The following is a 23,720-nucleotide window of genomic DNA, read 5'->3' on the forward strand; positions in this document are numbered from 1 at the left end:
AAAACGCTATTGTTTTAGTGGTAAAAACTACCTGAAATTTCCGGCCGGAAAACGAATTTGCTTGCCAGTATTTTACCGCTTATCTTCCAAAATTCATTCGTGCCGTTTAGCCAAACCCGTTTACTATGAAAACCCGGTTTTTGAATTTCCTGCTCTGCCTGCTTGTTTTTGGCAGCTTGTTCTCTTGTACTTCAGAAACAAAAAAAGAAGAAAAAATTGAAGAAACGCCCGATCATAAATTCGACCAATATAAGAAGAACTGGGTAGAAAAACTCTGGCGCATGAACCCCGAATGGGCCAGTTCCATGGGCTATCATAAATACGACAGTGTACTGGCAATACCAACTCCAAAACGCCGCTCCGGTGTGGTAAGAACGTATAAAACCCGGCTTGCTGAAATGGCAAAAATGGATATGAAAGCGCTTTCGGTGCATAACCAGACCGATTTCCGGATGATGGAAAATTTTATGCAATACGCCATCTGGCAAGACAGCGTATTACGTCCGCACGAATGGGATCCTTCAGTTTACAACATCGGGAATGGCGTGGCAGAAATTCTGAATGGTCGTTACGATAGCCTTACCACGCGCTTGCGGGCCATTTCGCTTAAACTCGATAAAGCCCCGCTGTATTACGAAACTGCCATTGCCAACCTGAAAAACCCAACCGTAGAGCATACACAGCTGGCTATTTTGCAGAATAAAGGCGCGGCCGGGATTTTTGGAAAAACGATGCTTGATTCGGTTGAAATTTCTGGATTAAAACCTGCCGAAAAAGACCTGCTCCGCCAAAGGATTGCCACTGCAAAAATGGCCGTAAATGGCTATGCCCGTTACCTCGAAAATTCTTTATTACCCAAGCTGAAGAAAAGTAAAAACACCCGCAGTTTCCGGATCGGCAAAGAAATGTTCGCACAGAAGTTCAGGTACGAAATTCAGGCCGGCAATACTTCGGAAGAAATTTACCAGAAAGCCCTGGCGCGGAAAAAAATGCTGCACAGCCAGATGGTGAAATTAAGCCGCCAGCTTTGGCCGAAATACTTTATCGAACCTGCGCCGCAGGATAGCCTGGAAATGGTAGGGGAAATGATCTCAAAACTCTCAGAAAAACACGTTAGCCGCGATGAATTTGTGAATTCTGTGCGGAACCAAATCCCTGAACTCGTAAAGTTTGTGAACGCAAAGAAATTGCTGACCCAAGACCCGAGCCGGCCTTTGGTAGTGCGTGAAACGCCACTTTATATGCGCGGCGGTGGGGCAGGGGCTTCCGTTTCGGCTCCCGGACCTTACGATCAGAAAGCCGATACCTATTACAACGTTACGCCTTTGAACGATTATTCTGATAAAGAAGCCGAAAGTTACCTGCGGGAATACAACAATTATACGCTGCAGATCCTGAATATTCACGAAGCCATTCCCGGCCACTACACGCAATTGGTTTACAGCAATAAAGCACCTTCCATAATAAAAGCTATTTTAGGGAACGGCGCTATGGTGGAAGGCTGGGCTGTTTACGCTGAAATTATGATGCTGGAAAACGGGTATCAAAACAGTCCGGAAATGTGGCTGATGTATTACAAATGGAACCTGCGCGTAACCCTGAATGCGATCTTGGATTACCGCGTGCACGTTTCCGGAATTTCTGAAAAAGAAGCGATGCACATGTTGCAGAAAGAAGGTTTTCAGGAAGAAGCTGAAGCCAAAGGCAAATGGACGCGGGCCAAACTCAGCCAGGTGCAGTTAAGCAGCTATTTTACCGGTTTTACCGAAATTTATGATCTGCGCGAAGAACTGAAAAAGAAACAAGGCAAGTCATTCGATCTGAAGAAATTTCACGAGCAGTTCCTGAGCTATGGCAGTGCCCCGGTAAAATATATTCGGGAACTGATGTTGCAGTAATTTAGCGGTAGAAATATATTATGACTTTTTGCTGCCAAAACCATAGCGTTTTCGCAGCCCGACGGGAATTATTACCTTCGCAGGTCAAGAATCTTAACGCATGTTTTTCTACCTTTCCAAGCTGCTCGATTTTTTGCTGCTGCCTATTGTCTGGATATTTATTTTGCTGCTATTGGGGCTTATTCTAAAGAACCCGCTGCACCGCAAACGTTTCCTGATCGCTGCAATCGGTCTTTTACTGTTTTTATCGAATCCATTTCTGATAAACGAAGCTTTGCTGGCCTGGGAAAAACCGCCCGTACCTATTAAAGAACTCTCGGTTTATGATGCAGGCATTGTGCTTACAGGCATCACCTCCGGCGATAGATCACCGCACGACCGGGTTTATTTCAACAAAGGCGCCGACCGGATCATGCATGCGTTACAACTTTACCGGGAAGGTAAGATCCGGAAAATTATTATTAGCGGTGGTTCCGGAGCTATTTTAGAACGATACGCCACCGAAGCCGATGAACTCCGCAAAGTGCTGCAAATGGCCAATGTACCGGAAAGCGATATTCTGGTAGAGAACCGCAGCCGCAATACCCGCGAAAATGCGCTTTACACCAAAGAATTGCTCATTAAAAATCCGGAGCTGAAAACAACTTTACTCATTACTTCTGCTTTTCACATGCGCCGCTCCGAAGGTTGCTTCCGGAAAGCTGGTTTGAAGCCCGATATTTTTCCGGCCGATTTTTACACTATAGACCGCAGTTTTACTCCCGACGATCTTTTGCTTCCGCAGGAATATTGCCTGCATTACTGGTCAGTTTTGGTGCACGAAATGGTAGGGTTTTGCATGTATAAAGTGCTTGGTTATATTTAAGATCTTTCCAATAAAAAAGTCCCGCTTTAAAACGGGACTTTTTCTTTTACTGAATATTTAGCTTAAGCGAGCCAGATCGTTTTCTGGTTCACAAATTCCCGGATTCCGATATAAGAAAGCTCGCGGCCGTAGCCCGATTTTTTTATTCCGCCGAAAGGCATTTCCGGGTGCGAAGCTACGAGTGCATTGATAAAAACTGCGCCCGATTCCATTTGCCGCGCCAGTTTCTGGCCTTTTAAATGGTCTTGGGTCCAGATAGAACCGCCCAAACCAAACCGCGAATTATTGGCTAAAAGTATTGCTTCTTCTTCGTCGTTAACGGTAATAATTGCAGCTACCGGTCCAAATAATTCTTCATCGAAAGCAGGCATGCCGGGTTTTACATTATTGAGGATCATCGGCTGAAAAAATGCGGTTTCTTTATCTTTATGCCCGCCATCCAAAACAATTTTAGCCCCCGCATCTACTGATCTTTTTACCTGATCTGCCAGGGTTTCCGCCAGGTCTTTCCGAGCTAGCGGGCCGTATTGTGTATCTTCAGAAGTCAGTTCGCCGGTTTTCAGGGCTTCCATTTTCGTTTTCATTTTCTGCACAAATTCCTCTGCAACCGTTTTCTCAACAATAAAGCGTTTGGCTGCAATACAACTTTGGCCCGTATTAATCATCCGCGATCTTACTGCTGTTTCGGCGGCCAGTTCCAGGTTGGCATCTTGCAGCACAATAAAAGCATCGGAGCCACCTAATTCCAGCACCGTTTTTTTGATCTCTTTGCCGGCTACACTGGCCACGTGCGCACCCGCGCCTTCGCTGCCGGTCAGCGTTACAGCTTTCACCCGGTCATCTTTAATGAGTGTATCTACGGCGTCAGATTCTACCAGCACCGTCTGGAAAACTCCTTTTGGGAAACCGGCTTTCAGGAAAATCTCCTCTATGGCTAACGCGCATTGCGGAACGTTGGAAGCATGTTTCAGAATACCCACATTGCCGGCCATAATTGCGGGCGCCGCAAACCGGAAAACCTGCCAGAACGGGAAATTCCAGGGCATTACCGCCAGCACAATTCCAAGGGGTTCGTAAGCAATGTAACTGCGCGTGGCACCGGTTTTTATTTGTTTGTCGGCCAAAAAAGTTTCGGCATGGGCGGCGTAATATTCGCAAACCGTAGCGCATTTTTTTACTTCCGCCAGGGCTTCCTGAATGGGTTTGCCCATTTCCATGGTAATGATCTGCGCATATTTTTCAGTGTTGCCGCTTAATTCGCCCTCGCAGAAACGCATGAGTTCGGCGCGGTGCGTAAAGTTCGTTTTCCGCCAGTTTTGATATGCTTTTTCGCCTTGTTTTAGCATATTTTCTATATCGGCGGCTCCATGTGGTTCAAACGTTCTTTCAATTTTGCCGGTAGCAGGGTTTAAAGATTGTATTGCCATAGTTTTATTTCCAGTTTTAGAATGAATGCTTGGATCAGGGTATGATCAGATGAGTTTTTAAGCTTCAAACCATACCGTTTTTAAGCTAAATATAATTGCTTCAGCTTTTATTCAATTCTCTAATTTACGAATTTTCAGTTTTTGCACTTCCTGATTTTCAATATTCTCTAATGCACGCATTCAATAAATCAATAATTATAAAAGGAGTACCGTTTCGGGCACAAAAAGTTTATGCTTATATTTAAGACGTACTTCAATCTGATGCACAAGCATGGAAAACAACTATTATAACCCCGCCGACTTGCCGAAATTTGGCAGCATTACCGATCTGCAACCGGAAATGGGCAAGAAATTCTTCAGCTATTACGGCGAAGTTTTTAAGGAAGGTGCGCTTACGGAACGGGAAAAATCGTTGATCGCGCTGGCAGTAGCGCACGCGGTACAGTGCCCTTATTGCATCGACGCCTATACAACAGATTCGCTTGAAAAAGGTGCCGACGAAAACCAGATGATGGAAGCGATTCACGTAGCGGCAGCTATAAAAGGCGGCGCAACCTTGGTGCACGGTGTGCAGATGATGAATAAATTGAAAGAAGTGAGCATGTAATGCAACAAAAATCGCTTCAAGCCCAGGCCTTACCGTTGGCTACGCCCGAATTTCAGCTGGCTGTATTAAATCAACGCGCGGTTTCCGGGAAAGAATTTGCCATGTTCAGTGAAAGACTGGCGCAACACGAACTTTTTCCGCTGAAACCAACCGGTATAAAAATTTTCCAGGTGAACGTGGGCAAAATGTGCAACCAGGTTTGCCGTCATTGTCACGTAGATGCCGGTCCGGATCGCAAGGAGATCATGACTCGCGAAACGATGCTGGAGTGCCTGGCAATTCTGGCAACTACCGATATCGAAACCGTAGATATTACAGGTGGCGCGCCCGAAATGAATTCGAATTTTCGCTGGTTTGTGGAAGAAATTTCGAAGCTCGGCAAGAAAATTATGGTGCGTTGTAACCTCACCATTTTGCGGGCCAATCCGAAATATTACGACCTACCGGAATTCTACAAAGCGCATCAGGCACAGGTGGTTTCATCGTTGCCCTATTTTGCAGCTTCGCGCACAGATGCGCAGCGCGGCGACGGCGTTTTCGAGAAGTCGATTGAGGCTTTGCAAATGCTGAATGCAGTGGGTTACGGACAGGAAAATTCTGGTTTGCAACTCGATCTGGTTTATAATCCGGCGGGCGCTTTTTTACCGGGCAGCCAGCGTGGTCTGGAAAATGAATTCAAGCGTCGTTTAAAATCCGGTTACAATATAGATTTTAATAACCTGTTTGCGATCACCAATTTACCTATTAGTCGTTTTCTGGATTATCTGTTGGAAAGCCGGAATTACGAAGTTTATATGGAAAAACTGGTAAATGCTTTTAACCCGGCTGCCGCCGCAAATGTGATGTGCAGAAATACGATTTCGGTGGGATGGGATGGCTTTTTGTATGACTGCGATTTTAACCAAATGCTCGACTTAAAAGTTGCGGCCAGAAATTCGCAGCACATCAGTAATTTCGATCAGGAAAACCTGAACGCCCGCAACATTGTGCTGAACCAACATTGCTACGGCTGCACGGCCGGCGCGGGCTCGAGTTGCGGTGGCGAAACGGTATAGAAAAGTCCTGTAAAAGTGAGGTCAGAACAAAAATAAAATACAGAAATGCAGGCAAAAAAAGCATTGATCATATTTATCCGGAATCCGGAATTAGGCAAAGTGAAAACGCGGCTGGCAGCAACTGTTGGTGATGAAAATGCACTGCTGATTTACGAAGAATTACTGCGTTACACCATGCAGATCACGGAAAATTTACCGGTGCGAAAAATGCTTTTTTACGCCGATAAAATTGCGGAAAATGATTGCTGGCCTACTACTGCATTCGATAAGTTTTTGCAACAACCCGGTGACCTAGGCATGCGAATGCAGGCAGCTTTTGAAAAGGCTTATGCTGAAGGTGCTTCCCAAATTATGATCATCGGAAGTGATTGCTATGAACTTTCGGAAGCACTTGTGAACAAGGCGTTTACTAAACTGGAAACGCACGATGCCGTAATAGGGCCGGCGGCGGATGGCGGCTATTATTTGCTGGGTTTTTCACGCCCAAACCATAGCGTTTTTCAGAATAAGAACTGGAGCACTGATTCTGTTTTTCAGACTACGATACAAGATCTGGAACGGGAAAATTTCAGCTACTTTGTTTTGCCGGTTTTAAACGACGTGGACGAAGAAAAAGATCTGGGCGAACTGCGGAAGTTATTGCTTTTAAAATCGAACTGATGGGGAAATTTATTTTAGAAACCGACCGGCTTTTGCTGCGCGAGATCGGCCCGGAAGACGCCCGGAAAATGTATGAACTGAACCTTGACCCGGAGGTAATAAAATATACCGGCGATCCGCCTTTTGAAAGCGAACTGGCGGCCGAAAATTTCATTCGAAATTATCCGGATTACAGCAAAAATGGCTATGGTCGCTGGCTGGTTGTTCGCAAAACCGATGATGAAATTTTGGGCTGGTGCGGCCTGAAATTTTTGCCCGAAACGCAGGAAACCGACGTGGGCTACCGGTTCTTTAAGAAATTCTGGGGAATGGGTTATGCCACCGAAGCTGCGGAAGCCTGCCTGGAATATGGTTTCAAAAACCTGGGTTTACAAACAATAGTAGCCCGCGCAATGCACGAAAATCCGGCTTCGATACAGGTGATGAAAAAGATAGGGATGGCGTACTGGAAAGAAACCGATTGCGCGCATGAACCTGCGGTTTGTTACAAAATTACGAAAGCTGAATTTGCCGGGAAGAAGTAAAATTTCAAGAACTTTAACGGTGCGAAATCGTGTTTAATTCCTGTTAGAACGCAACGATATATAATGAAAAAAAAATTAACGCAAGCTACGCTTGATTTTATAAAAGACCTTCAAAAAAATAACCAGCGCGATTGGTTTCAGGAGAATAAAGCCCGTTACGAAGCCGCCAAAGACGATTTCCTGGAATTTGTGCAGCATTTGATAGAGGGTGCTTCGGAATTTGAGCCGGCTTTAAAAGACCAGCAAGCCAAAGATACCATGTTCCGGATTTACCGCGATGTGCGTTTTTCTAACGACAAGCGACCTTACAAAGATCATCTCTGCGCGTACATGGCCGAAGGCGGGCGCAAAACCATTAATCCGGGCTATTACCTGCACATCAATCCGAATAACCAATCGTTTCTGGCTTGCGGGCTCTGGATGCCTCCTGCAGCTGAATTAAAAGCTGTTCGCCAGGAAATTGATTATAACCTGGATGAGTTCAAAAATATTATTGAAACGCCGGATTTTAAAAATAAATTTGGAGAAATTCAGGGTGAAAAACTGAAAACTAACCCCAAAGGGTACGATGCTGAAAATCCGGCAATTGATTTATTGCGCCACAAAAGCTGGAATGCCAGCTACCAGATCCCGGACGAATTATTGCTCAGCGATAAACTCTATGATACAGTTCTGGACCTGATGAAAACCGTAAAGCCCATGCTCGATTTCCTGATTAGGCCGCTACATGATCTGGCCATAACGGAGAAAGAAAAATAAAAATCAAAACCGGTAAAGCTTGTAAACTTTACCGGTTTTTTTGTGCTGCAAACTCTGGGTTTTTCAGGCCAAAAGCATAGCGTTTTTCGAGTAAAATTGCCGTAAACAAGCCACCGTATTCAAACATTAACAGCCATGGATTTTCAGTGTACGCTTTGGTTTGATAGGCAGAATAGGAGAGAATTGCCAGGGCCGACCAAACGATAGCATAGCGCGAATTGGCGAGTACGGAAAGGGCCACGAGCGTAGTAATATACCACGGATGCACAATAGTTGCCAGCAGAAAATGCACCGTTAAGGCAAGTAAAAACAGCTTCGGAAGTTCAGTAAATACAGGTTTGTTTTCGCGGAAAGCCAGACCAATAACGGTGCAGAAAGTAATGAAAGAAAGCAGCGGGCCGAGGTTTGCAATCTGGTTATATCCGTAAAAATACCAGCCTATTTCGCGAAGCAAATAATACACGCTCGCATTAAATTCGAACTTCTGAAAATAAAGGTTCAGGCTGTTGGAAAAGTGTGCAATAAGCTCGGAATTTACAAACGGCAGGAATAAAAGTACGCAGGTGAAACCCGTAATTGCGCAGAAAATAATCCACTGTTTCAGGCCTAAGCGTTTAAATAAAAAAGGCAAAATAATAAGCGGCAAAAGTTTGGAACAGACCGCCAACGCCAATGAAATAGCAGAAAAATGGTAGCGTTTCTGATCGTAAAAGTAAAAGGCCAGCAACGAAAAAAAGATCATCAGCGCTTCGAAGTGCAGGTTGCCGGTCAGTTCCATAATTACGAGCGGATTCAATGCATACCACAATACTTTCTTTGCTTCCAGCTCTACCGTTTTCAGTAGCTTTAAAAGCAACCAGACCGAACCCGCTTCTGCCAGTAAAATGAAGCCGCGCATGAGCATAATTCCGAGTAAATTGTTTCCCGGATCTATGATAGTAGGCAGCGCAAAAATGAACTGGCAAACCGGGGGATAAACGGAAAAATAATGCGGTGAATTCAGTCCGTTAAAAAGTATTTCGTCCAGGCCGGGAATTTGCCGGAAACTACCGGCAGCGTAAAAATCGGGAAGGTGCAGAAACGGATTTTCACCAGCTGCAATTAAGCGACCATCCCAAAGAAAACGGAAATAATCGTCGGAAAGTGCTGGAACGGAAAAAAGCAGAAGCAACCGGAAAAGGAAGGCAAATGTTAAACCTGTTTTCAGCGAAATTTCACTGCGTAAAGTATAAAAATAGATGCCAAAAAGTAAACCGAATAAACCGGTTAAAACCAGAAAATTTTCGCGCGGAACTGTGTAGCCCAATGCCAGATAAGCCAGCGCAGAAACCAGCAATGACAGCAATGAAAGTGGTTTTTGAACGGGATTTTTCATTTGGCCAAACTATGTTTCAGGCTGTAGAAAAACACCAGACTGTAACCCAGCGCAAGCATGAAATGGAAGTACAACAGCCGGAAATCCTGCAGTTTAAATGCCGCAAAAATGGCAAACCAGAAAAACAACGCGAGTAAACCTTCCGCTATGTTTATGCCGGAAATTCCGGAGAGCGAATAAGCTGTTTTTTGCCAGCTATTTTGTTCATTCGTCAGGTTAAATTTGGGCGTGCGGATGAAAGGCGTTTTGCGGCCCAAGTAACCTTCTGTAACAGCTATGGCGTTATAAAAAGCCAGCCCCATAGAAAAGGTTAGAAACAGGAAGAACTGAGGCAAAAAATTCCACCATTTTGCCTGCATATTTGTTGCGAGATAAGCCAGCCAATAAAAAAATGCCAGCACCAAGAAACCGCTCAGAAATACCGCCGATAACCTGAAGAAATCTTCGGAAAACGGTATGGAATTGCCGGCAAAAAGTAACGCCACACTAATTAACGAAGCCAGAAAAATGCACAGATAAACGCTGCTATTCAGTAAATGGAACCAGGCATGCAGTTTGGTTTCGCGGCCGGTTTTGGTTTTCCAAAGCAGGTTCCGGTGTTTTTTGGCAGTCTCGGCGGCACCTTTGGTCCAGCGGTATTGCTGTTGTTTCAGGGCGGGCATGGAAGCAGGTAATTCGGCCGGAACAACTACGTTTTGTAAATATCTGAATTGCCAGCCTTTTAATTGCGCCCGGTAACTCAGGTCCAGGTCTTCGGTGAGGGTATCGGCTTCCCAGCCACCGGCGGCTTCTATGCAGGTTTCGCGCCACACGCCGGCCGTGCCATTAAAATTAATGAAGTGTTTGCCGAAATTTCGTCCGCTTTGTTCTACCGTAAAATGTGCGTTCAACCCGAAAGCCTGGAGTCTGGTAAGCATGGAATTATGCTCGTTCAAATGGCCCCAACGGGTTTGTACTACGCCAATTTCCGGTGAAGTAAAGGCCGGTATGGTCTGGCGAAGAAAATCGGGCTCAGGAACAAAATCAGCATCGAAAACAGCAATGAATTCGCCGGTAGCTTGTTGTAAACCATATTGCAAAGCGCCCGCTTTAAAACCGGTTCTGGCCGGCCGGCGAACGTGTTCAATATTGATTCCCTGTTCTTTAAAAGCCGCGACTTTTTGGGCAATAATTCCTACCGTTTCATCGGTAGAATCGTCGAGAACCTGGATCTGTAGTTTTTCGTTTGGGTAATTGAATTTGCAAACCGCTTCCAGAAGGCGTTCTACCACGTAGCGTTCGTTGTAAATGGGTAATTGTACCGTTACGTCAGGCCAGGTTTCAGGAATTGGAAAAACGGGTTTGGCTTGCTTCTGCGATTTTCGGAACAGGAAAGTGAGATGCAGTTGCATGAGGCTGTAGCAGAAAATGAACAGCAAACAGGCAAAATATACCCCCAACAAAAACACCTGAAAAACTTGCAAAGCCATGAAACAAATATCGGAAGAATGGGGCAGATTAGGGGCAAAAAACGCTATGGTTTAGAGCGGAAAAACTCAGCGGTAGCGGAAAAGTGTGTACAGGATTTTGTAACCGGCCAGCACGGCACCTTTTATAGTTCCGGAAATTTTAGATTTGCCAATGCGGCGGCGATACGGAACAGCAACTTCGGTGCAGCGGAAGCGGTTTTTAGCGGCTTTCAGTTGCATTTCTACCGTCCAGCCATACGTTTTGTCCTGCATGTTCAGCTTTTCCAGGCAATCGTAACGAATAGCACGGAAGGGGCCAAGATCGGTGAATTTTACTTTATAGAAACGTTTCAGGAGCCTGGTTGCCAGCCAGTTGCCGAATATTTGCGGAATGGTCATGGAGCCTCTTTCCGATTCACCTAGCGTGCGGGAGCCAATCACCAGATCAGCATCGTTGTTCAGGATCGGGTAAAGGAGTTCAGGCATTCTTTCCGGGTAATCGGAATAATCGCCATCCAGGAAAACCACGATATTGGGTTTTTGTTCCGAAGTTTTTTTGCGGAGATACGCCAAACCTGCTAAACAGGCATTTCCGTACCCTTTTTCCGGCTGAAACAATACTGTGGCACCGTTGGTTTTTGCAATACTGGCTGTTTCGTCCGAAGAATTATTATCGACCACAATAATTTCCGTAACCAGCCCGCCAGGAATATCTTTCAGCACGTGGCCGATAGAGCTGGCTTCGTTGTATGCGGGAATGATAACGGCGATCCTGGGCATTTAATGATGTTTCTGTTAAACAAATATGCTATTTTTTTTTAATATATTCGGCCGGAAAGCAAACCAAATTTGCCCGGAACAGTTTAGCTTTGATAAAAAACTGTACTCTTTCAGACTTAAAAACTTATGTTGCAACCCGGAGAAAAAGCCCCCGATTTTAAATTATTGACCACTACCGGCGAACTGTTTCAGCTTTCTGATAAGCTGCGCGAAAACAATGTAGTGCTTTATTTTTACCCCAAAGACGAAACCCGGGGCTGTACTGCGCAAGCCTGTTCGTTCCGCGATCAATACGAAATTTTTAAGGAACAAGGTGCGGAAGTAGTAGGCATCAGTTCCGATAATATGGCTTCTCATCAGGAGTTTACGAACAAACATCAGCTTCCGTTCATTCTGCTCAGCGATAACGATGGGCAGGTTCGCAAACAATACAAAGTGCCGCGCACGCTCGGCCTTATTCCCGGTCGTGTAACTTACGTGATAGATCAGCAGGGCGTGATCCGTTATGCTTTCAATTCGCTTATGAAACCGCTGGAACACGTAAACGGTGCGCTGAACTGTATAAAAGAATTGCAGCAGAAACAAGCTTAGTTTTCTGCTCATAAGGTTATAAGCTAGTTTTTAAGGTTTGCTTTTATAAGCCCGGATATCTGTATCAAAACGGTTTCCGGGCTTTTGCTTTCGTAGTAAATTCTCTGCGAATAGAAAAGTATTGCAGGCAACTATTTGAAAACTAATAAAGTAAATGCTGGTAGCTTTATCATAACCGAACCATGCAGCTACGTATATTTCTTCTTTTATTTTTTGCCGGAAGCCTATTCTCAACCGGTGCATTTGCGCAGATCAAGCACAATATAAACCCGAGTTACGACGCCGAACTGAGCAATTACACGTATCCTTTTCCGGTGAAGTTCATGCCGCTTCAGCAGGAAAACCAGCACCTGAAAATGGCTTATATGGATGTGGCGCCAGCCGGAACGAATTCTCTACCGCATGTAATTTTGCTGTTGCATGGCAAGAACTTTTTCGGAGATTACTGGAAACAAACCATTCAGTTTTTAACCGAAAAAGGGTACCGGGTTATTGTTCCGGACCAGATCGGTTTCGGAAAGTCGAGTAAGGCCGATCTGCATTACAGTTTTCACCAGTTAGCCGCGAATACTAAAAAACTGCTCGATACTTTAGAGATAAAAAAGGTAGTGGTGGTGGGGCATTCTATGGGTGGCATGCTGGCAACCCGTTTTGCGTTAATGTATCCGGAAGCAACCGAAAAACTGATCCTGGAAAACCCGATCGGGCTGGAAGATTACCGGCGCGGCGTACCTTTTCAAAGTGTGGATGTGGCGTATCAAAATGAATTGAAAAATTCGGAAAACGCTATCCGGAATTACCATAAAACTTATTACCCAACCTGGAAACCGGAATTTGACGAGTGGGTGCGGGTTCCGGCGGCGCAAATTCCCCATCCCGATTTTCCGAAGGTTGCCCGTGCTTCTGCCTTAACGTACCAGATGATCTACCAGCAGCCCGTTTCGTATGAATTTCCGGATATAAAAGTACCGACTTTGCTCATAATTGGCCAGGAAGACCGCACCATTGTTGGCAAGGGCCTGATAAAAGATCCGAAGAAATTAAAGCAAATGGGGCAATACCCGCAGTTAGGTAAGAAAGTGGCAAAAGCAATTCCCAAAGCCAGCCTGGTTGAATTAAAAGGTATCGGTCATATCCCACATTTGCAGGCACCTGATCAGTTTCATGAGGCGTTGCTGAAATTTCTGAAGGATTGATTTTTGGAATGGGAAATGATAGAAAACGGATCAGAAATATTATTCTTTAATCTAAGATCCGCAGGTTTTCGGCGTGAAAAAAAGGGGTAGGAGCATAGCGGTTTTTCGGGCTTTTATTTTCCAGTTTTAAAACGCCCCGCGGGCAAACGGTAGCACACATGCCGCACCCCACGCAAGCCGCCCGGATTATTGGTTTTCCTTTCTGCGCGTATTGTTTCACATCGATTCCCATTTCGCAATAAGTGGAACAGTTGCCGCAGGAAATGCACTGACCGCCGTTGGTAGTAATGCGGAAGCGCGAAAAATGCTTTTGCAGTAAGCCTAAATAAGCGGCCATGGGGCAACCAAAACGGCACCAAACCCTGGAACCAAAAATGGGATAAAATCCTACGCCAATTACGCCAGAAAAAATAATGCCAATAAAGAAACCGTACGAACTTGCAAATCCGGCGGAAAGCGAACCCAATAAACTGCCTTGCAGGTAAGAATTAAGCCAGAGCAAAGCGGTAGTTACGATCACAAAGCCCAGGATCGGGTATAGGATAGCTACTTCCAGTTGCCAGGCCTTGCGGCTTTTATCGGATAAATGGCGGAACGGATCGCCGGCGGTTTCGGCCAGCGCGCCGCAGCCGCAAACCCAACTGCAATACCAGCGTTTTCCCCAGAAATAGGTAAACACCGGAGTGGCCAGAAAAGATAGTATAACGCTCCAGAAAACCATGAAAACCGGTAACCCGCCAGGCTGCGCCAGTAAATTATGAACTGTATCGGGGAAAAGATATTCGAATTTGAGCGGCCAGAAATAAGAGAAATAAAATTCGGGCTGGTTGAAAAGCACTAAAATATGCGGGAGCAGAAAGGCAAAAACCAGTTGAATGAAAATATTGACTGCTGTACGAAGTAAATGGTACTTGCTATGCCGGTACTTCAGCAGCGCGCGGATGCCCATGATGATTACGGCCAGCGTATAAAAAGCCCCGTACAAAAACCATTGATCCGCATTTTTGTTCCGCATCATCTGGCTCAGGCCATCGAATTCCCGGATCAGAAATTCCAGTTTCTCCGGAAACCAGTAAAGTATGAAGTAAAATCCGGTTAAGATCACGCCTAAAAGCCAAGCTGAAATCCCCCGGATTGTCAGGTTTCGAAACCAGGTATCGTGTTGCAGATTTGCTGAATTCGTTTTTCTGAAACGCTGAAAAATAAGCCAGAAACTGCTGCAGATGAATAAAAGAATGCCTGTTTCAGTTAAAAACGGTATCCTTTCCGGGGTAAAAACTCCATAACCAAGTAAACCCAAACTTAATAAGATGAGTAACGTTGCCGGCCGGGCATTCGGTTTGGCTAATTGGGTTTTTGGTCCGGAAAACATACCGTTTTTAATGATGGTGATGATGATCGTTGTGGGGTTTGGCGTAAACATTCCGGAATAAACCAAAAATGTAAAGCGCGAGCCAGCAAACATAAAGCCATTCAAAATTCGGAATATCCCTTTTTACCAGCATTAAAACCAGTTGCGCTAAAGCCGTCATGATAAGGCCGGTAACGGCAATTACCTGGAATGTGTGCATGTGGCGCGGGCTGTAAATTTTTTTCAGGTCCATAAGTTTCTTTTCCGGCAAAGCAGTTTTTACAACCAGCGCAATTTCTTTTTGAGTGCGGTCAATTCTATTTCCGGGTTTTGGGTTTTAAAGGCCAGCAAGATATCGTTTTCGTTGCGCCGCTGAAACTCCGGATCAAAATTCGCTTCTTTTAAATGTTGCAGCACATACATTAAAGGACGTTTTTCTCCGATCCATTTTTCGCAAACTTCCTGTCGCAATCTTATTCCCAACGCTATAAACCCGGTTATGCTTTTTACTTCATCGTTTACGTAATTCAAGCGCAAACTGGCGTTGCCTGCTTCATTTTGCCAGTAAAAGCTGTTTTCGTTTTGGTCGGAATCAGGAACTACATTGCCATACGTTTGTAATTCCAGGTCGAAGAATTTAGCGGAATTGTACGGAATGCCGCGTTCGTAAGGAATTTTTTTTCCGCAGATATTATGCGCTGCAATTTCGCCCTGCATCCGGCCGGTGTACCAGAGTTGTTCAATTCGTGCGTTGGCAAAACTTAATTCCGCGCAATCGCCGGCGGCGAAAACATCCGGCTGACTGGTTTCCAGAAACGGATTCACTAAAATGCCTTTGTTCGTTTCAATGCCAAAGGTCTTTGCCAGATCTGTATTCGGAATTACGCCGGTGGCAATGCCTGCAAAGCTGCAAAGTATGCGTTCATCCTGATCGGTAATGGCTGCACCAACATTTCCGTTTTCATCGCTTTCCAAATGCTTTAAAGTAGTTTTCAACCGAATTTCGATACCGTTTTCAGCTAAGCGGTTCTCGATCAGTTTTGCTTCCTGCGGTGGTAAATTCTTCCCCCAGTAATGATTGTCGCGGACCAGCATGGTAACTTTTATATTGCTTGCGTGCAGCATTTCGGCCAGTTCTACGCCAACCAGACCACCACCTACAATTACGGCAGCGGTGCAATTTTTAGTAGCTGTTTCAATGTTTTGCAGATCCTGTAAGTGGTAAAAACCGTGTACGCCTTTTAAATGCTGACCGGGCCAGTTCTGAAAGTTAGTTTTGGAGCCGGTTGCCAGCAAAAGTTTATCGTAGCTTATTTTTTCACCGGAAGCCAGCAAGGCAGTTTTTTGCCTGAAATTGATAGCGTTTACCCAGTCGTGTTTTAAAGAAATGTTGTTTTCGTGCCAGAACCAGTCTTCGTAAGGTTTAATATCGGCGTACCGCATCTGCCCTAAATATAAATACATAAGAGCGGTACGGGCATAAAAATGCGGATTCTCGCCGGAGACGATCGTGATCTGGAAACCGGAAAGTTTACGAATTGTGAGTGCTGCCGTAACGCCGGCAATGCCGTTGCCGATAATTAAAATGTGCATGCAGATGCTGAAAACTAAACACGGTGAAGTTACTGAAAATTAGTTTCCGGCGAGGTTTAATGTAAAAAATAAACGCCCTGAAGCTTTACAGAACTTCAGGGCGTTTTGGGTAAAATATATATATATGAAGGAAGGATTTACTCTTTCGTTTGGGCTACCGTATTATTTTTCATAGTCAGTCCGGCATACGTATAAGGTTGTTCTTTACGGTATTCTACGAAAGCACTGTATTGTTTGGTATTCAGGGTGTTAAACATGTTTGCTGCATATTGCTCTTCTATCTGGTCTAAGCGCAGATCAAGATAGCGGTTGTCTTGTTCACGCAATTGAGCGAGGGCTGCAATTTTTTCAAGACGTTCAAGGTTTAATTTTTTGAGTTTCAGGTATTCGCCTTCGTTCAGGTTTAAGCGGCTTGCCATATCCCGGGTTTCTTTTTCAGCCTGAACTTGCAGGTTTTGGGCCATAAGCGGTGTAAGGGAAACGAGGGAAAAACTGAGGAATAATGTAAGCAATGTTTTCATAGCCAGATGTTTTAAGCGTTAGATTTGTTTATCGGAACTGAGGTTTTTTACGCCTGAACCTAGCTCTTGTTCCTTTAAATAAAGCCGTTTTAAGCCATTTTAACTCGTTTTGGAGGTGTTGTTGGCAGAGTGCTATACTCAAGTAAATTAAGTGCAATCTTGTTGAGCCGCTCTTGAAATTGTGGGTGAAGAAACGCTTAAACAATAGAGCAGAATGCCAGCGCACGCATTAACTTATAAGCATAACGGCCAACCTGCAAATGCGTATAAAGGACTTTACTTTAGAAAAAACCGTATGAAAAACGAAGAAAAATCTCCAGGGCACGAAAACAGAACGAACAGATCGGATATGGCTTTTAAACGCGACCAGGCTAACGGAAACATTGGCGATCCTTCTTCTAAACGCAACATCGGTTTGGGAGGCGAAACGCAACGCGATAATCAGAAAGATGAGCTTGAAAACCTTTGTATTGCCGGAGACGAAGTGAGTGGTTACGGCGCTAACAATCATACCGATATCGGCGAAAATGCTGCTGGTCCGGGTTTTGAAGCCGAAGGCAGTGAATTTAGCAATGACAATCCGGTAAGAGACGAAGACGAGATTAAATAAAAAACAGAAAAGCCCCGTTTTAACGGGGCTTTTCTGTTTCCTTTCTGCAATCTGAATTATTTCAATTCTTCGGCGGAAAACGCGGTATAATTTTGCTTATTCTCTTTATAGGCAATATAAGCTTCCATTTGTTTCGGGCTTAAGAAAGCGCGCAGCTGATTTTCATAATCCGCCTGCAATTCGCTGATCTTCATTTCCCGCAAAGTAGCATCATTCAGGTATTGAGAATTGATCTCCGATGCTTTTACCATGTTGTCATGGTTGAGTGTTTTTAGTTTGATGTAATCCATTTCATTCAGACCCAAATTGGCCGACATGCTGCGGGTTACGGTTGCAACCCGGGCATCCAGATTACCACCAGCCTGTGCAAAACTGATTCCGGTTGTACACAAAAGGATAAACGCCAGAAATATGGTTAGATTTTTCATAATAGGAAGTTTTTTTAAGGTGTGTAGTTGAGATCGAAGGTAAAATAACAATTTTTATAATTAATTGTATTTAATTGGCTTAACGACACAAGTTAAAAGAAGTTTCATGTTTTTCCAAAATATTAATAAAAATATTAAATTTTGAAATTTATTAATGAAAATAACAATATTTACTGGAATAGTAACAACATAGATTTATATTGTACAATAAGTTCAAAATATGTTAAAATTGAATTATTCAAGTTTTGTTGCAGAAGCAGTTGTGAAGAATTTCCTTTATGCAATAATAAAAAAGGCGGGAGACTGAGTTTTTACTGCACAAACGGATTTTTATTCGCTGATAGCAATAATGGTCAGGTTCGTTTTAAAGCTGTTATATAGGGCTGCGTAGGTTTCGAACTGTTTGGCCGTTAAAAGATTCTGAATGCGATGCGTATAAGCCGATTCTTCTTCCATGATCTTTTTATTCATCATGTCGCGGTCGTTGCTATACATGTCTTTTATCTGAGCTACCCGAATAAGTTTTTCGGTAGTATATTTTTTAACCTGAATATATTCCATCTCATTCAGTTCAACCTGATTGGCCATGCGACGAGCAATATCGGAGGCTTGGCTGTTAATTTCGGATAGATCGTTAGAAGCGCTGGCGGTTAAAACTGCAAAAGCAAAGAAGGCGGAAGTAATAAGTTTTTTCATATCGGAAGTTTTTTAAAGATGCAAAAGCGAATATTGGATAGTTTTTAAATTTAGATATTTTGTTTTGTAGCTTTAACGCACCAAAATGCCCTTCCGTTGTTGTAAATAAGCTTTTAAATATAATTATTTTGTTTTAGTGCTTGCATTTAATCAGGTTTGTATTGCAAGCTAACTCAGGGTGATGGTGATTTTTGCGATTTGAGCAGAATTTATAATATAGATTTTGTGCTATTTTCAGAGGCATGCCGAGCTAGGTTTTCATTTTCGCTTCTATATTAATTGAATGCTCACTATGGTTTCTTCAGAGTTTACTTTGGAACAATTAAATACCAATAAACCAACCTGAAACCAATGTGGAAGCAGTTTTCAGGTTAAAAAGCATACCGTTTTGAGCAATAAATAACAGTGTTATTGTGTGATATTGGCTTAAACCCTGAGGAAGGCTTACTTCGTAAACGGTAATTCCGTAATGCTGCGGGCTTTAAGTTTAATATATATGAAGAAACAATACCGTTCTTTATTTTGGCTGGGAGCCAGTGCCGGAGCCTTGTTTGCGCTTCGGGCAGTTTCAAAAAGAATAAACGCCTATTCCTTTCAGGGCAAAGTGGTGGTAATTACCGGAGGTTCGCGGGGCTTGGGTTTAGCCATAGCCCGGATCTTAGCCGAACAAGGTGCCCGCCTTGCCATCTGCGCGCGTACCGAACACCAGCTCAAAACTGCAGAAGAAGAATTAACAGCGTTGGGTGCGGAAGTGTTGGCTGTTCCCTGCGATCTGACAAACCGGCAACAAGCAGAAGCCTTTATGCAAAAAGTAAAAACGCATTACGGCCAGGTAGATGTGCTGATAAATAATGCCGGTATCATTCAGGCCGGACCGCTGGAAGCCATGACGGTGCAGGATTTCGAAAATGCTATGAATACGCATTTCTGGGCGCCTTTATTTACCATGCTCAGCGTTATTCCGGAAATGAAAGTCCGAGGCGAAGGCCGCATCGTAAATATTGCATCGGTTGGAGGAAAGGTGAGTGTGCCTCACATTGTACCTTACAGCGCCAGCAAATTTGCGTTGGTTGGTTTATCAACCGGTTTCCGGCATGAACTTAAGAAAGACGGCATTAAAATTATTACTATCAATCCGGGTTTAACGCGCTCGGGCAGCAATGTAAATATTTCGGTGAAAGGGCAGGCGGAAAAGGAATATGCCTGGTTTACGGCCATGGGGAATAGTTTACTCACTTCTTCCAGTGTAGAAAATACAGCCCGCCAGATCGTGGAAGCTTGCCGCTACGGCGAAGCGGAGGTGCTGACTAATTTACCCGCCCGCGTGCTGGCCCTTGCCAACGATATTTTTCCGGAACTTACCTCCGATATTTTAAGCCTTTCCAGCCAATATATTTTGCCCGGTCCTACCACTGATAAAACAGAGAAAACTGGCCTGGAAAGCGATTCGGAGTTGGTGCCGAAACATTTAAGAACCCGTGCCACCAAAGCTGCGCTCGATAATAACGAATTCTGATCTGCGACTTTTTGAGCGTGAAACCCTACCATTTTACAAATAAAAAGCCCAGTTAAGCTAACCGGGCTTTTTTATAAGATATTTTCTTCTAACAGCTTTTGCTTAAGATCAATTAATTAAAGCGGATCGGTAAGGTGAACAGCACTTTTACGGCTACTCCCTCTTGCTTGCCGGGTTCCCAGCGAGGCATTTGCTTTACGATCTTCAGAACTTCATTGTCTAAGCGTTTATTTACACTTTTAATGATTTTGGCATCGGAAACGCTGCCATCCCTTTCAACCATAAACTTGACAACCGTACGCCCGGAGGCTTTTTTCATGATATACGCTTCTTTTTTAGCCAGCTTTTTTAAGTTGGTTTTCAGATATGTAAAAAACTCCTGGTTCCCGCCCGGAAAAACCGGCGGCGTTTCAAAAGCATAATAAGTGGTGTCTTTGCCGGTTTTGGTAAAGCATTTGCCGGAAATCAGTTTGCCTCTTTTATAAAGGTCTTCTCTGCGTACTTTGCCGTTTTTAAAGTACGTTCTGAAGCTACCATTCAATTTCCCGGATTTGTAATTGGCTTCTAGGCGGCGTTTACCAGTTGCTTCATTCCACTCATTCCAGATGCCATTCCTGGTATTGTTTCTCGGGTTTAAAGCTTCTTCAGAAATGAGCCGGCCACTCCGGAGAAACATTTGTTTGATAACCTGATCTTCGTTTACGGGTTTGGTTACCAGATAATACCGGGCTGTTAAAGAATCGGCAGTGGGGTTAAGCTTTTTGTCGAGGTAAGTGCGTTTTTGAGCATGAGCGGTAAAAAGAATGCAGGAAAGTATAAGAAGCAGGAAGTATTTCATTGAGTTGTAAAATCCTTTGCTCCATTCATAAACTATGCCGTTTTTGTTTTTGCAAAATTCCTAAAACGCTATGTTTTTAGCGTTAAAAAGTGACGGATGCTTATTTGGGTTTTCGTTTTACGCCCCGCACCGGTTCTGCTTTTAGCGGATCTTCGGGCCAGTGGTGCTTGGGGTAGCGGCCACGCAGATCTTTCCTGACTTCGAAATAACCGCTGTTCCAGAAGCTGCGCAGATCCTTGGTAACCTGTACGGGCCGGTGCGCCGGCGAAAGCAAATGCATGAGCAACGGCACTTTTCCACCGCCAATTTTGGGTGTTTCCAGCATCCCGAAAACTTCCTGCAACCGAACTGCTAAAACTGGCGCTTCAGGTTTGGTATAATCCAGTGGAATTCGGGAGCCCGTCGGAACTTCAAAATGGGAGGGAGCGAGGCGGTCCATTTCGGTGCGTTGTTCCCAGCTCAGGTCTGCCAGCAGCAATTCTTTAAAATCTAAGCGGGAGATATCATTCCAGCTGCGTAAACCCACCAGATGCGGTAACAGCCAGTTTTCCAATTCAGCTGTTAAATAAGCATCTGAAACGTCGGACCATTTCTGCGGATCGAGTTGATGTAAAAAAGTCAATCGCAGCCGGGTTTTTGCGGCTTCCTCGTTCCAGGGCAACCGCGAAATTCCTTTTTCCCGGATCGCTTCCAGCAACACTTCGGCTATTTTATCGGCATCGGGTTTGGCTAACGCGCTTTCTTCCAGGATCAACGCGCCGAGTTTAGTGATTTGCCGGGCTACAATTCGTTCCGTATTCGCATCCCATTTTATTTCCTGTACTTTTTCGGTTTGGGAAGCAAAATGCTCTAACAATTCTGCTTTGCTTAAAGGCGCAGCCAGCAACACACGCGGATTATTGCCAGTTTCCAGATGCGCGATGCCGTAAAATTCTGCTTCGGAAAAAAGTTCGGTGGCCAGTTTAGCTCTTTGCCCGGTAATCAAACGCACCATGCCCGAGTTTTCGCGCTGTGCAATGCGTTCCGGATAAGCCAAAGCAGTTAACAAACCAGCAGCATCGGGATGAAGCTGTTGCTGCTTTTCTCCGAGCCGCTGTTTCAGTTGGCTGGCTTGTTCCCGGATTCTGCGCAGGGCATTTTCATCGGTTTGAAAACCGGGCGTGTGCGGCCTTTTACCGGAAAGGAACTCGAGCCGCAAATGCAGGTCCGGATTGGGCTCGGTTCGTTCGGCAGAAACTGGTTTCAGGATGTCGCGTTCAGCGAGTAAAGAAGCTAATGCGCAGGCTGTGGCGCCGAAATTCAATTCATGTCCGCGCATTACCAAATGACCTAATCTTGGATTTAGCCCAAGTTTTGCCAGCGCACGTCCATGATTGGTTGGCTGGCCATTTTCCGAAACAGCATCGAGGCGGAAAAGCAAGTCGCGGGCCTGCGCCAAAGCAGCCGCCGGCGGTACATCGAGCCATTTCAACGAACTGATATCTTTCACACCCCAAACCGAAAGTTCCAACGCCAGATTACTCAGATCGGCTTCACAAATTTCCGGGGAAAGGTGCGCCGGAAGTTGCAACTGATCAGCCGCCGACCACAAGCGGTAGCAAATACCCGGACCCAAACGACCGGCCCGCCCTCTGCGCTGATCGGCGGCTGCCTGCGAAACCGGAACTGTTACTAAAGTAGTTAAGCCGGTACGTGGCATGAATTTCGGAACGCGGGCAAAACCACCATCAATTACCATGCGCACGCCTTCTATGGTTAAACTGGTTTCGGCAATGCTTGTGGCTAAAACTACTTTTCTCTTTCCGGCTGGTGCAGGTTTTATAGCGGCTTGTTGTTGCTGTAAGGTCAGTTCGCCGTGCAATAAATGCAGATCGGTGTTTTCCGGCAGGTTGTTTTGCAGCATTTCCGCAACGCGCCGCATTTCACCTAAGCCTGGCAGGAAAACCAGAATATCACCTTCGGCATGTTCTTTTAAGGCTTTGCGAATGGTTTTCGGAACGAGTTCGGTCAGGCGTTTGGCAGGTTGATTTCCGGCAGCGGCAATTTCAGCGGGAAGCAGGTATTGCGTTTCGATGGGGAATTGCCGGCCCTGGCTGGTGATTACGGGCGCTTCGAGCCAATCACCGATAAAAGTGACATCCAAGGTAGCACTCATCAGCACCAAACGCAGGTCTGAGCGAAGTACGTTTTGGGCATCCAAAGCCAGCGCCAAACCCAGATCAGCCTGTAAACTTCGCTCGTGAAATTCATCGAAAAGAATGGCCGAAACATTTTCCAAAGTCGGGTCATCCTGCAACATGCGCGTCAAAATGCCTTCGGTAACCACTTCAATTTTAGTTTGTTCCGATACGGCTTTTTCCATGCGCACGCGGTAGCCCACGGTCTGGCCGGGTTTCTCGCCCAGCAGATCGGCCATGCGTTGCGCGGCAGCTTTGGCAGCTAAACGGCGCGGCTCGAGCATAATAATTTTGCCGGTGCCCAACCAGGAACTTTGCAGCAAAGCCAGCGGCACAAGCGTGGTTTTACCGGCACCGGGCGGCGCTTCCAGCACTAAACGCGGGTGGTTTTCCAGGCTTTTCAGCAGTTCGGGCAGGACGTTTTTTACAGGCAATTCGGGCAGCGCATCGAAATTCATAAGGCAAAGATACGTAGGAGGGAGGTGGCATTTCGGGTTTTTTGGTCGAAAAGGATAGCGTTTTTAGGTGGAAAGTAGGTGGCTTCGGTTTAGGCTGCGGAATTTGTAAAGAAGGTTATTGTTTTTCATAGCACACAAGTCAACCACCCCCGGCCCCTCCTGTCCAGGCGGGGAGCTTGTTCGTAGCCAGATTGTACTTCTAAAAGTCTTTCATAACCTTTGATTTTCATAAATTGTAAATTGGTAAAACGCTATACTAAAAGCCTCTAAAACTCAAAAGTAGCAGCAAAGCAAAGCTCCCCGCCTGGACAGGAGGGGTTGGGGGTGGTTGATTTCAGGGTAGCAGC

The 23,720-nt window shown here is 45.1% G+C and carries 23 protein-coding genes; 11 read left to right on the forward strand and 12 right to left on the reverse strand.

The features are described 5' to 3' along the window. The first annotated feature begins 125 nt into the window (after positions 1-125). Positions 126-1,898: a DUF885 domain-containing protein gene (locus tag ACFPIB_RS04265; protein ID WP_378016192.1), complete on the forward strand. Its 1,773-nt coding sequence runs from the start codon at positions 126-128 to the stop codon at positions 1,896-1,898. A gap of 100 nt (positions 1,899-1,998) precedes the next feature. Further along, the gene (locus ACFPIB_RS04270; RefSeq protein WP_378016193.1) at positions 1,999-2,763 is read left to right on the forward strand and encodes a YdcF family protein; all 765 of its coding nucleotides are present in this window, start codon (positions 1,999-2,001) and stop codon (positions 2,761-2,763) included. Between the two features lie 62 nt (positions 2,764-2,825). Here the strand turns inward: ACFPIB_RS04270 and ACFPIB_RS04275 are convergent, their stop codons facing one another. Next, the gene (locus ACFPIB_RS04275; RefSeq protein ID WP_378016194.1) at positions 2,826-4,190 is read right to left on the reverse strand and encodes an NAD-dependent succinate-semialdehyde dehydrogenase; all 1,365 of its coding nucleotides are present in this window, start codon (positions 4,188-4,190) and stop codon (positions 2,826-2,828) included. Between the two features lie 271 nt (positions 4,191-4,461). Between ACFPIB_RS04275 and ACFPIB_RS04280 the strand changes: the two genes are divergently transcribed. From ACFPIB_RS04280 to ACFPIB_RS04300, 5 genes are all read left to right on the forward strand, one after another. Next, on the forward strand, positions 4,462-4,797 hold the full coding sequence (locus ACFPIB_RS04280; RefSeq protein WP_378016195.1) for an arsenosugar biosynthesis-associated peroxidase-like protein: 336 nt from the start codon (positions 4,462-4,464) through the stop codon (positions 4,795-4,797). Continuing rightward, on the forward strand, positions 4,797-5,852 hold the full coding sequence (arsS, locus tag ACFPIB_RS04285) for an arsenosugar biosynthesis radical SAM (seleno)protein ArsS (RefSeq protein ID WP_378016196.1): 1,056 nt from the start codon (positions 4,797-4,799) through the stop codon (positions 5,850-5,852). Before ACFPIB_RS04280 ends, arsS begins: the two co-directional genes overlap by 1 nt. A 45-nt stretch (positions 5,853-5,897) precedes the next feature. After that, complete coding sequence (locus tag ACFPIB_RS04290) at positions 5,898-6,512, forward strand: TIGR04282 family arsenosugar biosynthesis glycosyltransferase (RefSeq protein ID WP_378016197.1); 615 nt, start codon at positions 5,898-5,900, stop codon at positions 6,510-6,512. After that, positions 6,512-7,036 (forward strand): GNAT family N-acetyltransferase, encoded by a 525-nt coding sequence (locus ACFPIB_RS04295; RefSeq protein ID WP_378016198.1) that lies wholly within the window; start codon positions 6,512-6,514, stop codon positions 7,034-7,036. The genes ACFPIB_RS04290 and ACFPIB_RS04295 overlap by 1 nt, the downstream gene beginning before the upstream one ends. 63 nt (positions 7,037-7,099) lie before the next feature. Beyond that, on the forward strand, positions 7,100-7,795 hold the full coding sequence (locus ACFPIB_RS04300; protein WP_378016199.1) for a DUF2461 domain-containing protein: 696 nt from the start codon (positions 7,100-7,102) through the stop codon (positions 7,793-7,795). 28 nt (positions 7,796-7,823) lie between these two features. On the opposite strand, the gene ACFPIB_RS04305 is transcribed toward ACFPIB_RS04300, so the two are convergent. The 3 genes from ACFPIB_RS04305 to ACFPIB_RS04315 form a co-directional block, all read right to left on the reverse strand. Continuing rightward, positions 7,824-9,170 (reverse strand): MptA/MptB family glycosyltransferase, encoded by a 1,347-nt coding sequence (locus ACFPIB_RS04305; RefSeq protein ID WP_378016200.1) that lies wholly within the window; start codon positions 9,168-9,170, stop codon positions 7,824-7,826. Next, complete coding sequence (locus tag ACFPIB_RS04310) at positions 9,167-10,639, reverse strand: cellulose synthase family protein (RefSeq protein ID WP_378016201.1); 1,473 nt, start codon at positions 10,637-10,639, stop codon at positions 9,167-9,169. The genes ACFPIB_RS04305 and ACFPIB_RS04310 overlap by 4 nt, the downstream gene beginning before the upstream one ends. A gap of 66 nt (positions 10,640-10,705) precedes the next feature. Beyond that, positions 10,706-11,398 (reverse strand): glycosyltransferase family 2 protein, encoded by a 693-nt coding sequence (locus tag ACFPIB_RS04315; protein ID WP_378016202.1) that lies wholly within the window; start codon positions 11,396-11,398, stop codon positions 10,706-10,708. A gap of 126 nt (positions 11,399-11,524) precedes the next feature. Between ACFPIB_RS04315 and ACFPIB_RS04320 the strand changes: the two genes are divergently transcribed. Together ACFPIB_RS04320 and ACFPIB_RS04325 are read left to right on the forward strand one after the other, a co-directional pair. Then, entirely contained in the window at positions 11,525-11,989 is a 465-nt protein-coding gene (locus ACFPIB_RS04320) for a peroxiredoxin (RefSeq protein ID WP_378016203.1), read from the forward strand. Positions 11,990-12,171: 182 nt separating this feature from the next. Next, on the forward strand, positions 12,172-13,185 hold the full coding sequence (locus ACFPIB_RS04325; protein ID WP_378016204.1) for an alpha/beta fold hydrolase: 1,014 nt from the start codon (positions 12,172-12,174) through the stop codon (positions 13,183-13,185). 46 nt (positions 13,186-13,231) lie between these two features. On the opposite strand, the gene ACFPIB_RS04330 is transcribed toward ACFPIB_RS04325, so the two are convergent. From ACFPIB_RS04330 to ACFPIB_RS04345, 4 genes are all read right to left on the reverse strand, one after another. Beyond that, positions 13,232-14,608, reverse strand: a complete 1,377-nt coding sequence (locus ACFPIB_RS04330; RefSeq protein WP_378016205.1) for a 4Fe-4S binding protein — start codon at positions 14,606-14,608, stop codon at positions 13,232-13,234. Beyond that, positions 14,565-14,789, reverse strand: coding sequence for a hypothetical protein (locus tag ACFPIB_RS04335; protein ID WP_378016206.1), 225 nt, complete (start codon positions 14,787-14,789; stop codon positions 14,565-14,567). The genes ACFPIB_RS04330 and ACFPIB_RS04335 overlap by 44 nt, the downstream gene beginning before the upstream one ends. A 26-nt stretch (positions 14,790-14,815) precedes the next feature. Beyond that, positions 14,816-16,129 carry an NAD(P)/FAD-dependent oxidoreductase gene (locus ACFPIB_RS04340; protein WP_378016207.1) on the reverse strand — a complete coding sequence of 438 codons (1,314 nt, stop codon included), beginning with the start codon at positions 16,127-16,129 and terminating at the stop codon, positions 14,816-14,818. Positions 16,130-16,266: 137 nt separating this feature from the next. Beyond that, positions 16,267-16,650, reverse strand: a complete 384-nt coding sequence (locus ACFPIB_RS04345) for a hypothetical protein (RefSeq protein ID WP_378016208.1) — start codon at positions 16,648-16,650, stop codon at positions 16,267-16,269. A gap of 295 nt (positions 16,651-16,945) precedes the next feature. Between ACFPIB_RS04345 and ACFPIB_RS04350 the strand changes: the two genes are divergently transcribed. After that, complete coding sequence (locus tag ACFPIB_RS04350) at positions 16,946-17,260, forward strand: hypothetical protein (protein ID WP_378016209.1); 315 nt, start codon at positions 16,946-16,948, stop codon at positions 17,258-17,260. Between the two features lie 56 nt (positions 17,261-17,316). Here ACFPIB_RS04350 and ACFPIB_RS04355 read toward each other — a convergent pair whose 3' ends face one another. Both ACFPIB_RS04355 and ACFPIB_RS04360 read right to left on the reverse strand, forming a co-directional pair. Next, on the reverse strand, positions 17,317-17,688 hold the full coding sequence (locus ACFPIB_RS04355) for a hypothetical protein (protein WP_378016210.1): 372 nt from the start codon (positions 17,686-17,688) through the stop codon (positions 17,317-17,319). A gap of 330 nt (positions 17,689-18,018) precedes the next feature. After that, positions 18,019-18,384, reverse strand: a complete 366-nt coding sequence (locus ACFPIB_RS04360; RefSeq protein WP_378016211.1) for a hypothetical protein — start codon at positions 18,382-18,384, stop codon at positions 18,019-18,021. A 496-nt stretch (positions 18,385-18,880) separates the two neighbouring features. On the opposite strand from ACFPIB_RS04360, the gene ACFPIB_RS04365 reads away from it, so the two are divergent. Beyond that, complete coding sequence (locus ACFPIB_RS04365; RefSeq protein ID WP_378016212.1) at positions 18,881-19,900, forward strand: SDR family NAD(P)-dependent oxidoreductase; 1,020 nt, start codon at positions 18,881-18,883, stop codon at positions 19,898-19,900. 112 nt (positions 19,901-20,012) lie between these two features. Here the strand turns inward: ACFPIB_RS04365 and ACFPIB_RS04370 are convergent, their stop codons facing one another. After that, positions 20,013-20,738: a TonB family protein gene (locus ACFPIB_RS04370; protein WP_378016213.1), complete on the reverse strand. Its 726-nt coding sequence runs from the start codon at positions 20,736-20,738 to the stop codon at positions 20,013-20,015. A gap of 100 nt (positions 20,739-20,838) precedes the next feature. Continuing rightward, the gene (gene hrpB, locus ACFPIB_RS04375; RefSeq protein ID WP_378016214.1) at positions 20,839-23,373 is read right to left on the reverse strand and encodes an ATP-dependent helicase HrpB; all 2,535 of its coding nucleotides are present in this window, start codon (positions 23,371-23,373) and stop codon (positions 20,839-20,841) included. Positions 23,374-23,720 lie beyond the last annotated feature (347 nt).

The organism is Adhaeribacter terreus (genome assembly GCF_042657365.1).
Taxonomy (GTDB): Bacteria; Bacteroidota; Bacteroidia; order Cytophagales; family Hymenobacteraceae; genus Adhaeribacter_A; species Adhaeribacter_A terreus.

Excerpts from the sequence above, each read along its gene's own strand:
- hrpB (WP_378016214.1), bottom strand. The coding sequence starts at position 23,373 with ATGAATTTCGATGCGCTGCCCGAATTGCCTGTAAAAAACGTCCTGCCC.
- ACFPIB_RS04320 (WP_378016203.1), top strand. The coding sequence starts at position 11,525 with ATGTTGCAACCCGGAGAAAAAGCCCCCGATTTTAAATTATTGACCACT.
- ACFPIB_RS04350 (WP_378016209.1), top strand. The coding sequence starts at position 16,946 with ATGAAAAACGAAGAAAAATCTCCAGGGCACGAAAACAGAACGAACAGA.
- ACFPIB_RS04315 (WP_378016202.1), bottom strand. The coding sequence starts at position 11,398 with ATGCCCAGGATCGCCGTTATCATTCCCGCATACAACGAAGCCAGCTCT.
- ACFPIB_RS04270 (WP_378016193.1), top strand. The coding sequence starts at position 1,999 with ATGTTTTTCTACCTTTCCAAGCTGCTCGATTTTTTGCTGCTGCCTATT.
- ACFPIB_RS04365 (WP_378016212.1), top strand. The coding sequence starts at position 18,881 with ATGAAGAAACAATACCGTTCTTTATTTTGGCTGGGAGCCAGTGCCGGA.
- ACFPIB_RS04345 (WP_378016208.1), bottom strand. The coding sequence starts at position 16,650 with ATGAAAACATTGCTTACATTATTCCTCAGTTTTTCCCTCGTTTCCCTT.
- ACFPIB_RS04325 (WP_378016204.1), top strand. The coding sequence starts at position 12,172 with ATGCAGCTACGTATATTTCTTCTTTTATTTTTTGCCGGAAGCCTATTC.
- ACFPIB_RS04300 (WP_378016199.1), top strand. The coding sequence starts at position 7,100 with ATGAAAAAAAAATTAACGCAAGCTACGCTTGATTTTATAAAAGACCTT.
- ACFPIB_RS04265 (WP_378016192.1), top strand. The coding sequence starts at position 126 with ATGAAAACCCGGTTTTTGAATTTCCTGCTCTGCCTGCTTGTTTTTGGC.
- ACFPIB_RS04290 (WP_378016197.1), top strand. The coding sequence starts at position 5,898 with ATGCAGGCAAAAAAAGCATTGATCATATTTATCCGGAATCCGGAATTA.
- ACFPIB_RS04330 (WP_378016205.1), bottom strand. The coding sequence starts at position 14,608 with ATGTTTACGCCAAACCCCACAACGATCATCATCACCATCATTAAAAAC.
- ACFPIB_RS04280 (WP_378016195.1), top strand. The coding sequence starts at position 4,462 with ATGGAAAACAACTATTATAACCCCGCCGACTTGCCGAAATTTGGCAGC.
- ACFPIB_RS04340 (WP_378016207.1), bottom strand. The coding sequence starts at position 16,129 with ATGCACATTTTAATTATCGGCAACGGCATTGCCGGCGTTACGGCAGCA.
- ACFPIB_RS04295 (WP_378016198.1), top strand. The coding sequence starts at position 6,512 with ATGGGGAAATTTATTTTAGAAACCGACCGGCTTTTGCTGCGCGAGATC.
- ACFPIB_RS04370 (WP_378016213.1), bottom strand. The coding sequence starts at position 20,738 with ATGAAATACTTCCTGCTTCTTATACTTTCCTGCATTCTTTTTACCGCT.
- ACFPIB_RS04310 (WP_378016201.1), bottom strand. The coding sequence starts at position 10,639 with ATGGCTTTGCAAGTTTTTCAGGTGTTTTTGTTGGGGGTATATTTTGCC.
- ACFPIB_RS04335 (WP_378016206.1), bottom strand. The coding sequence starts at position 14,789 with ATGGACCTGAAAAAAATTTACAGCCCGCGCCACATGCACACATTCCAG.
- ACFPIB_RS04305 (WP_378016200.1), bottom strand. The coding sequence starts at position 9,170 with ATGAAAAATCCCGTTCAAAAACCACTTTCATTGCTGTCATTGCTGGTT.
- ACFPIB_RS04360 (WP_378016211.1), bottom strand. The coding sequence starts at position 18,384 with ATGAAAAAACTTATTACTTCCGCCTTCTTTGCTTTTGCAGTTTTAACC.
- arsS (WP_378016196.1), top strand. The coding sequence starts at position 4,797 with ATGCAACAAAAATCGCTTCAAGCCCAGGCCTTACCGTTGGCTACGCCC.
- ACFPIB_RS04275 (WP_378016194.1), bottom strand. The coding sequence starts at position 4,190 with ATGGCAATACAATCTTTAAACCCTGCTACCGGCAAAATTGAAAGAACG.
- ACFPIB_RS04355 (WP_378016210.1), bottom strand. The coding sequence starts at position 17,688 with ATGAAAAATCTAACCATATTTCTGGCGTTTATCCTTTTGTGTACAACC.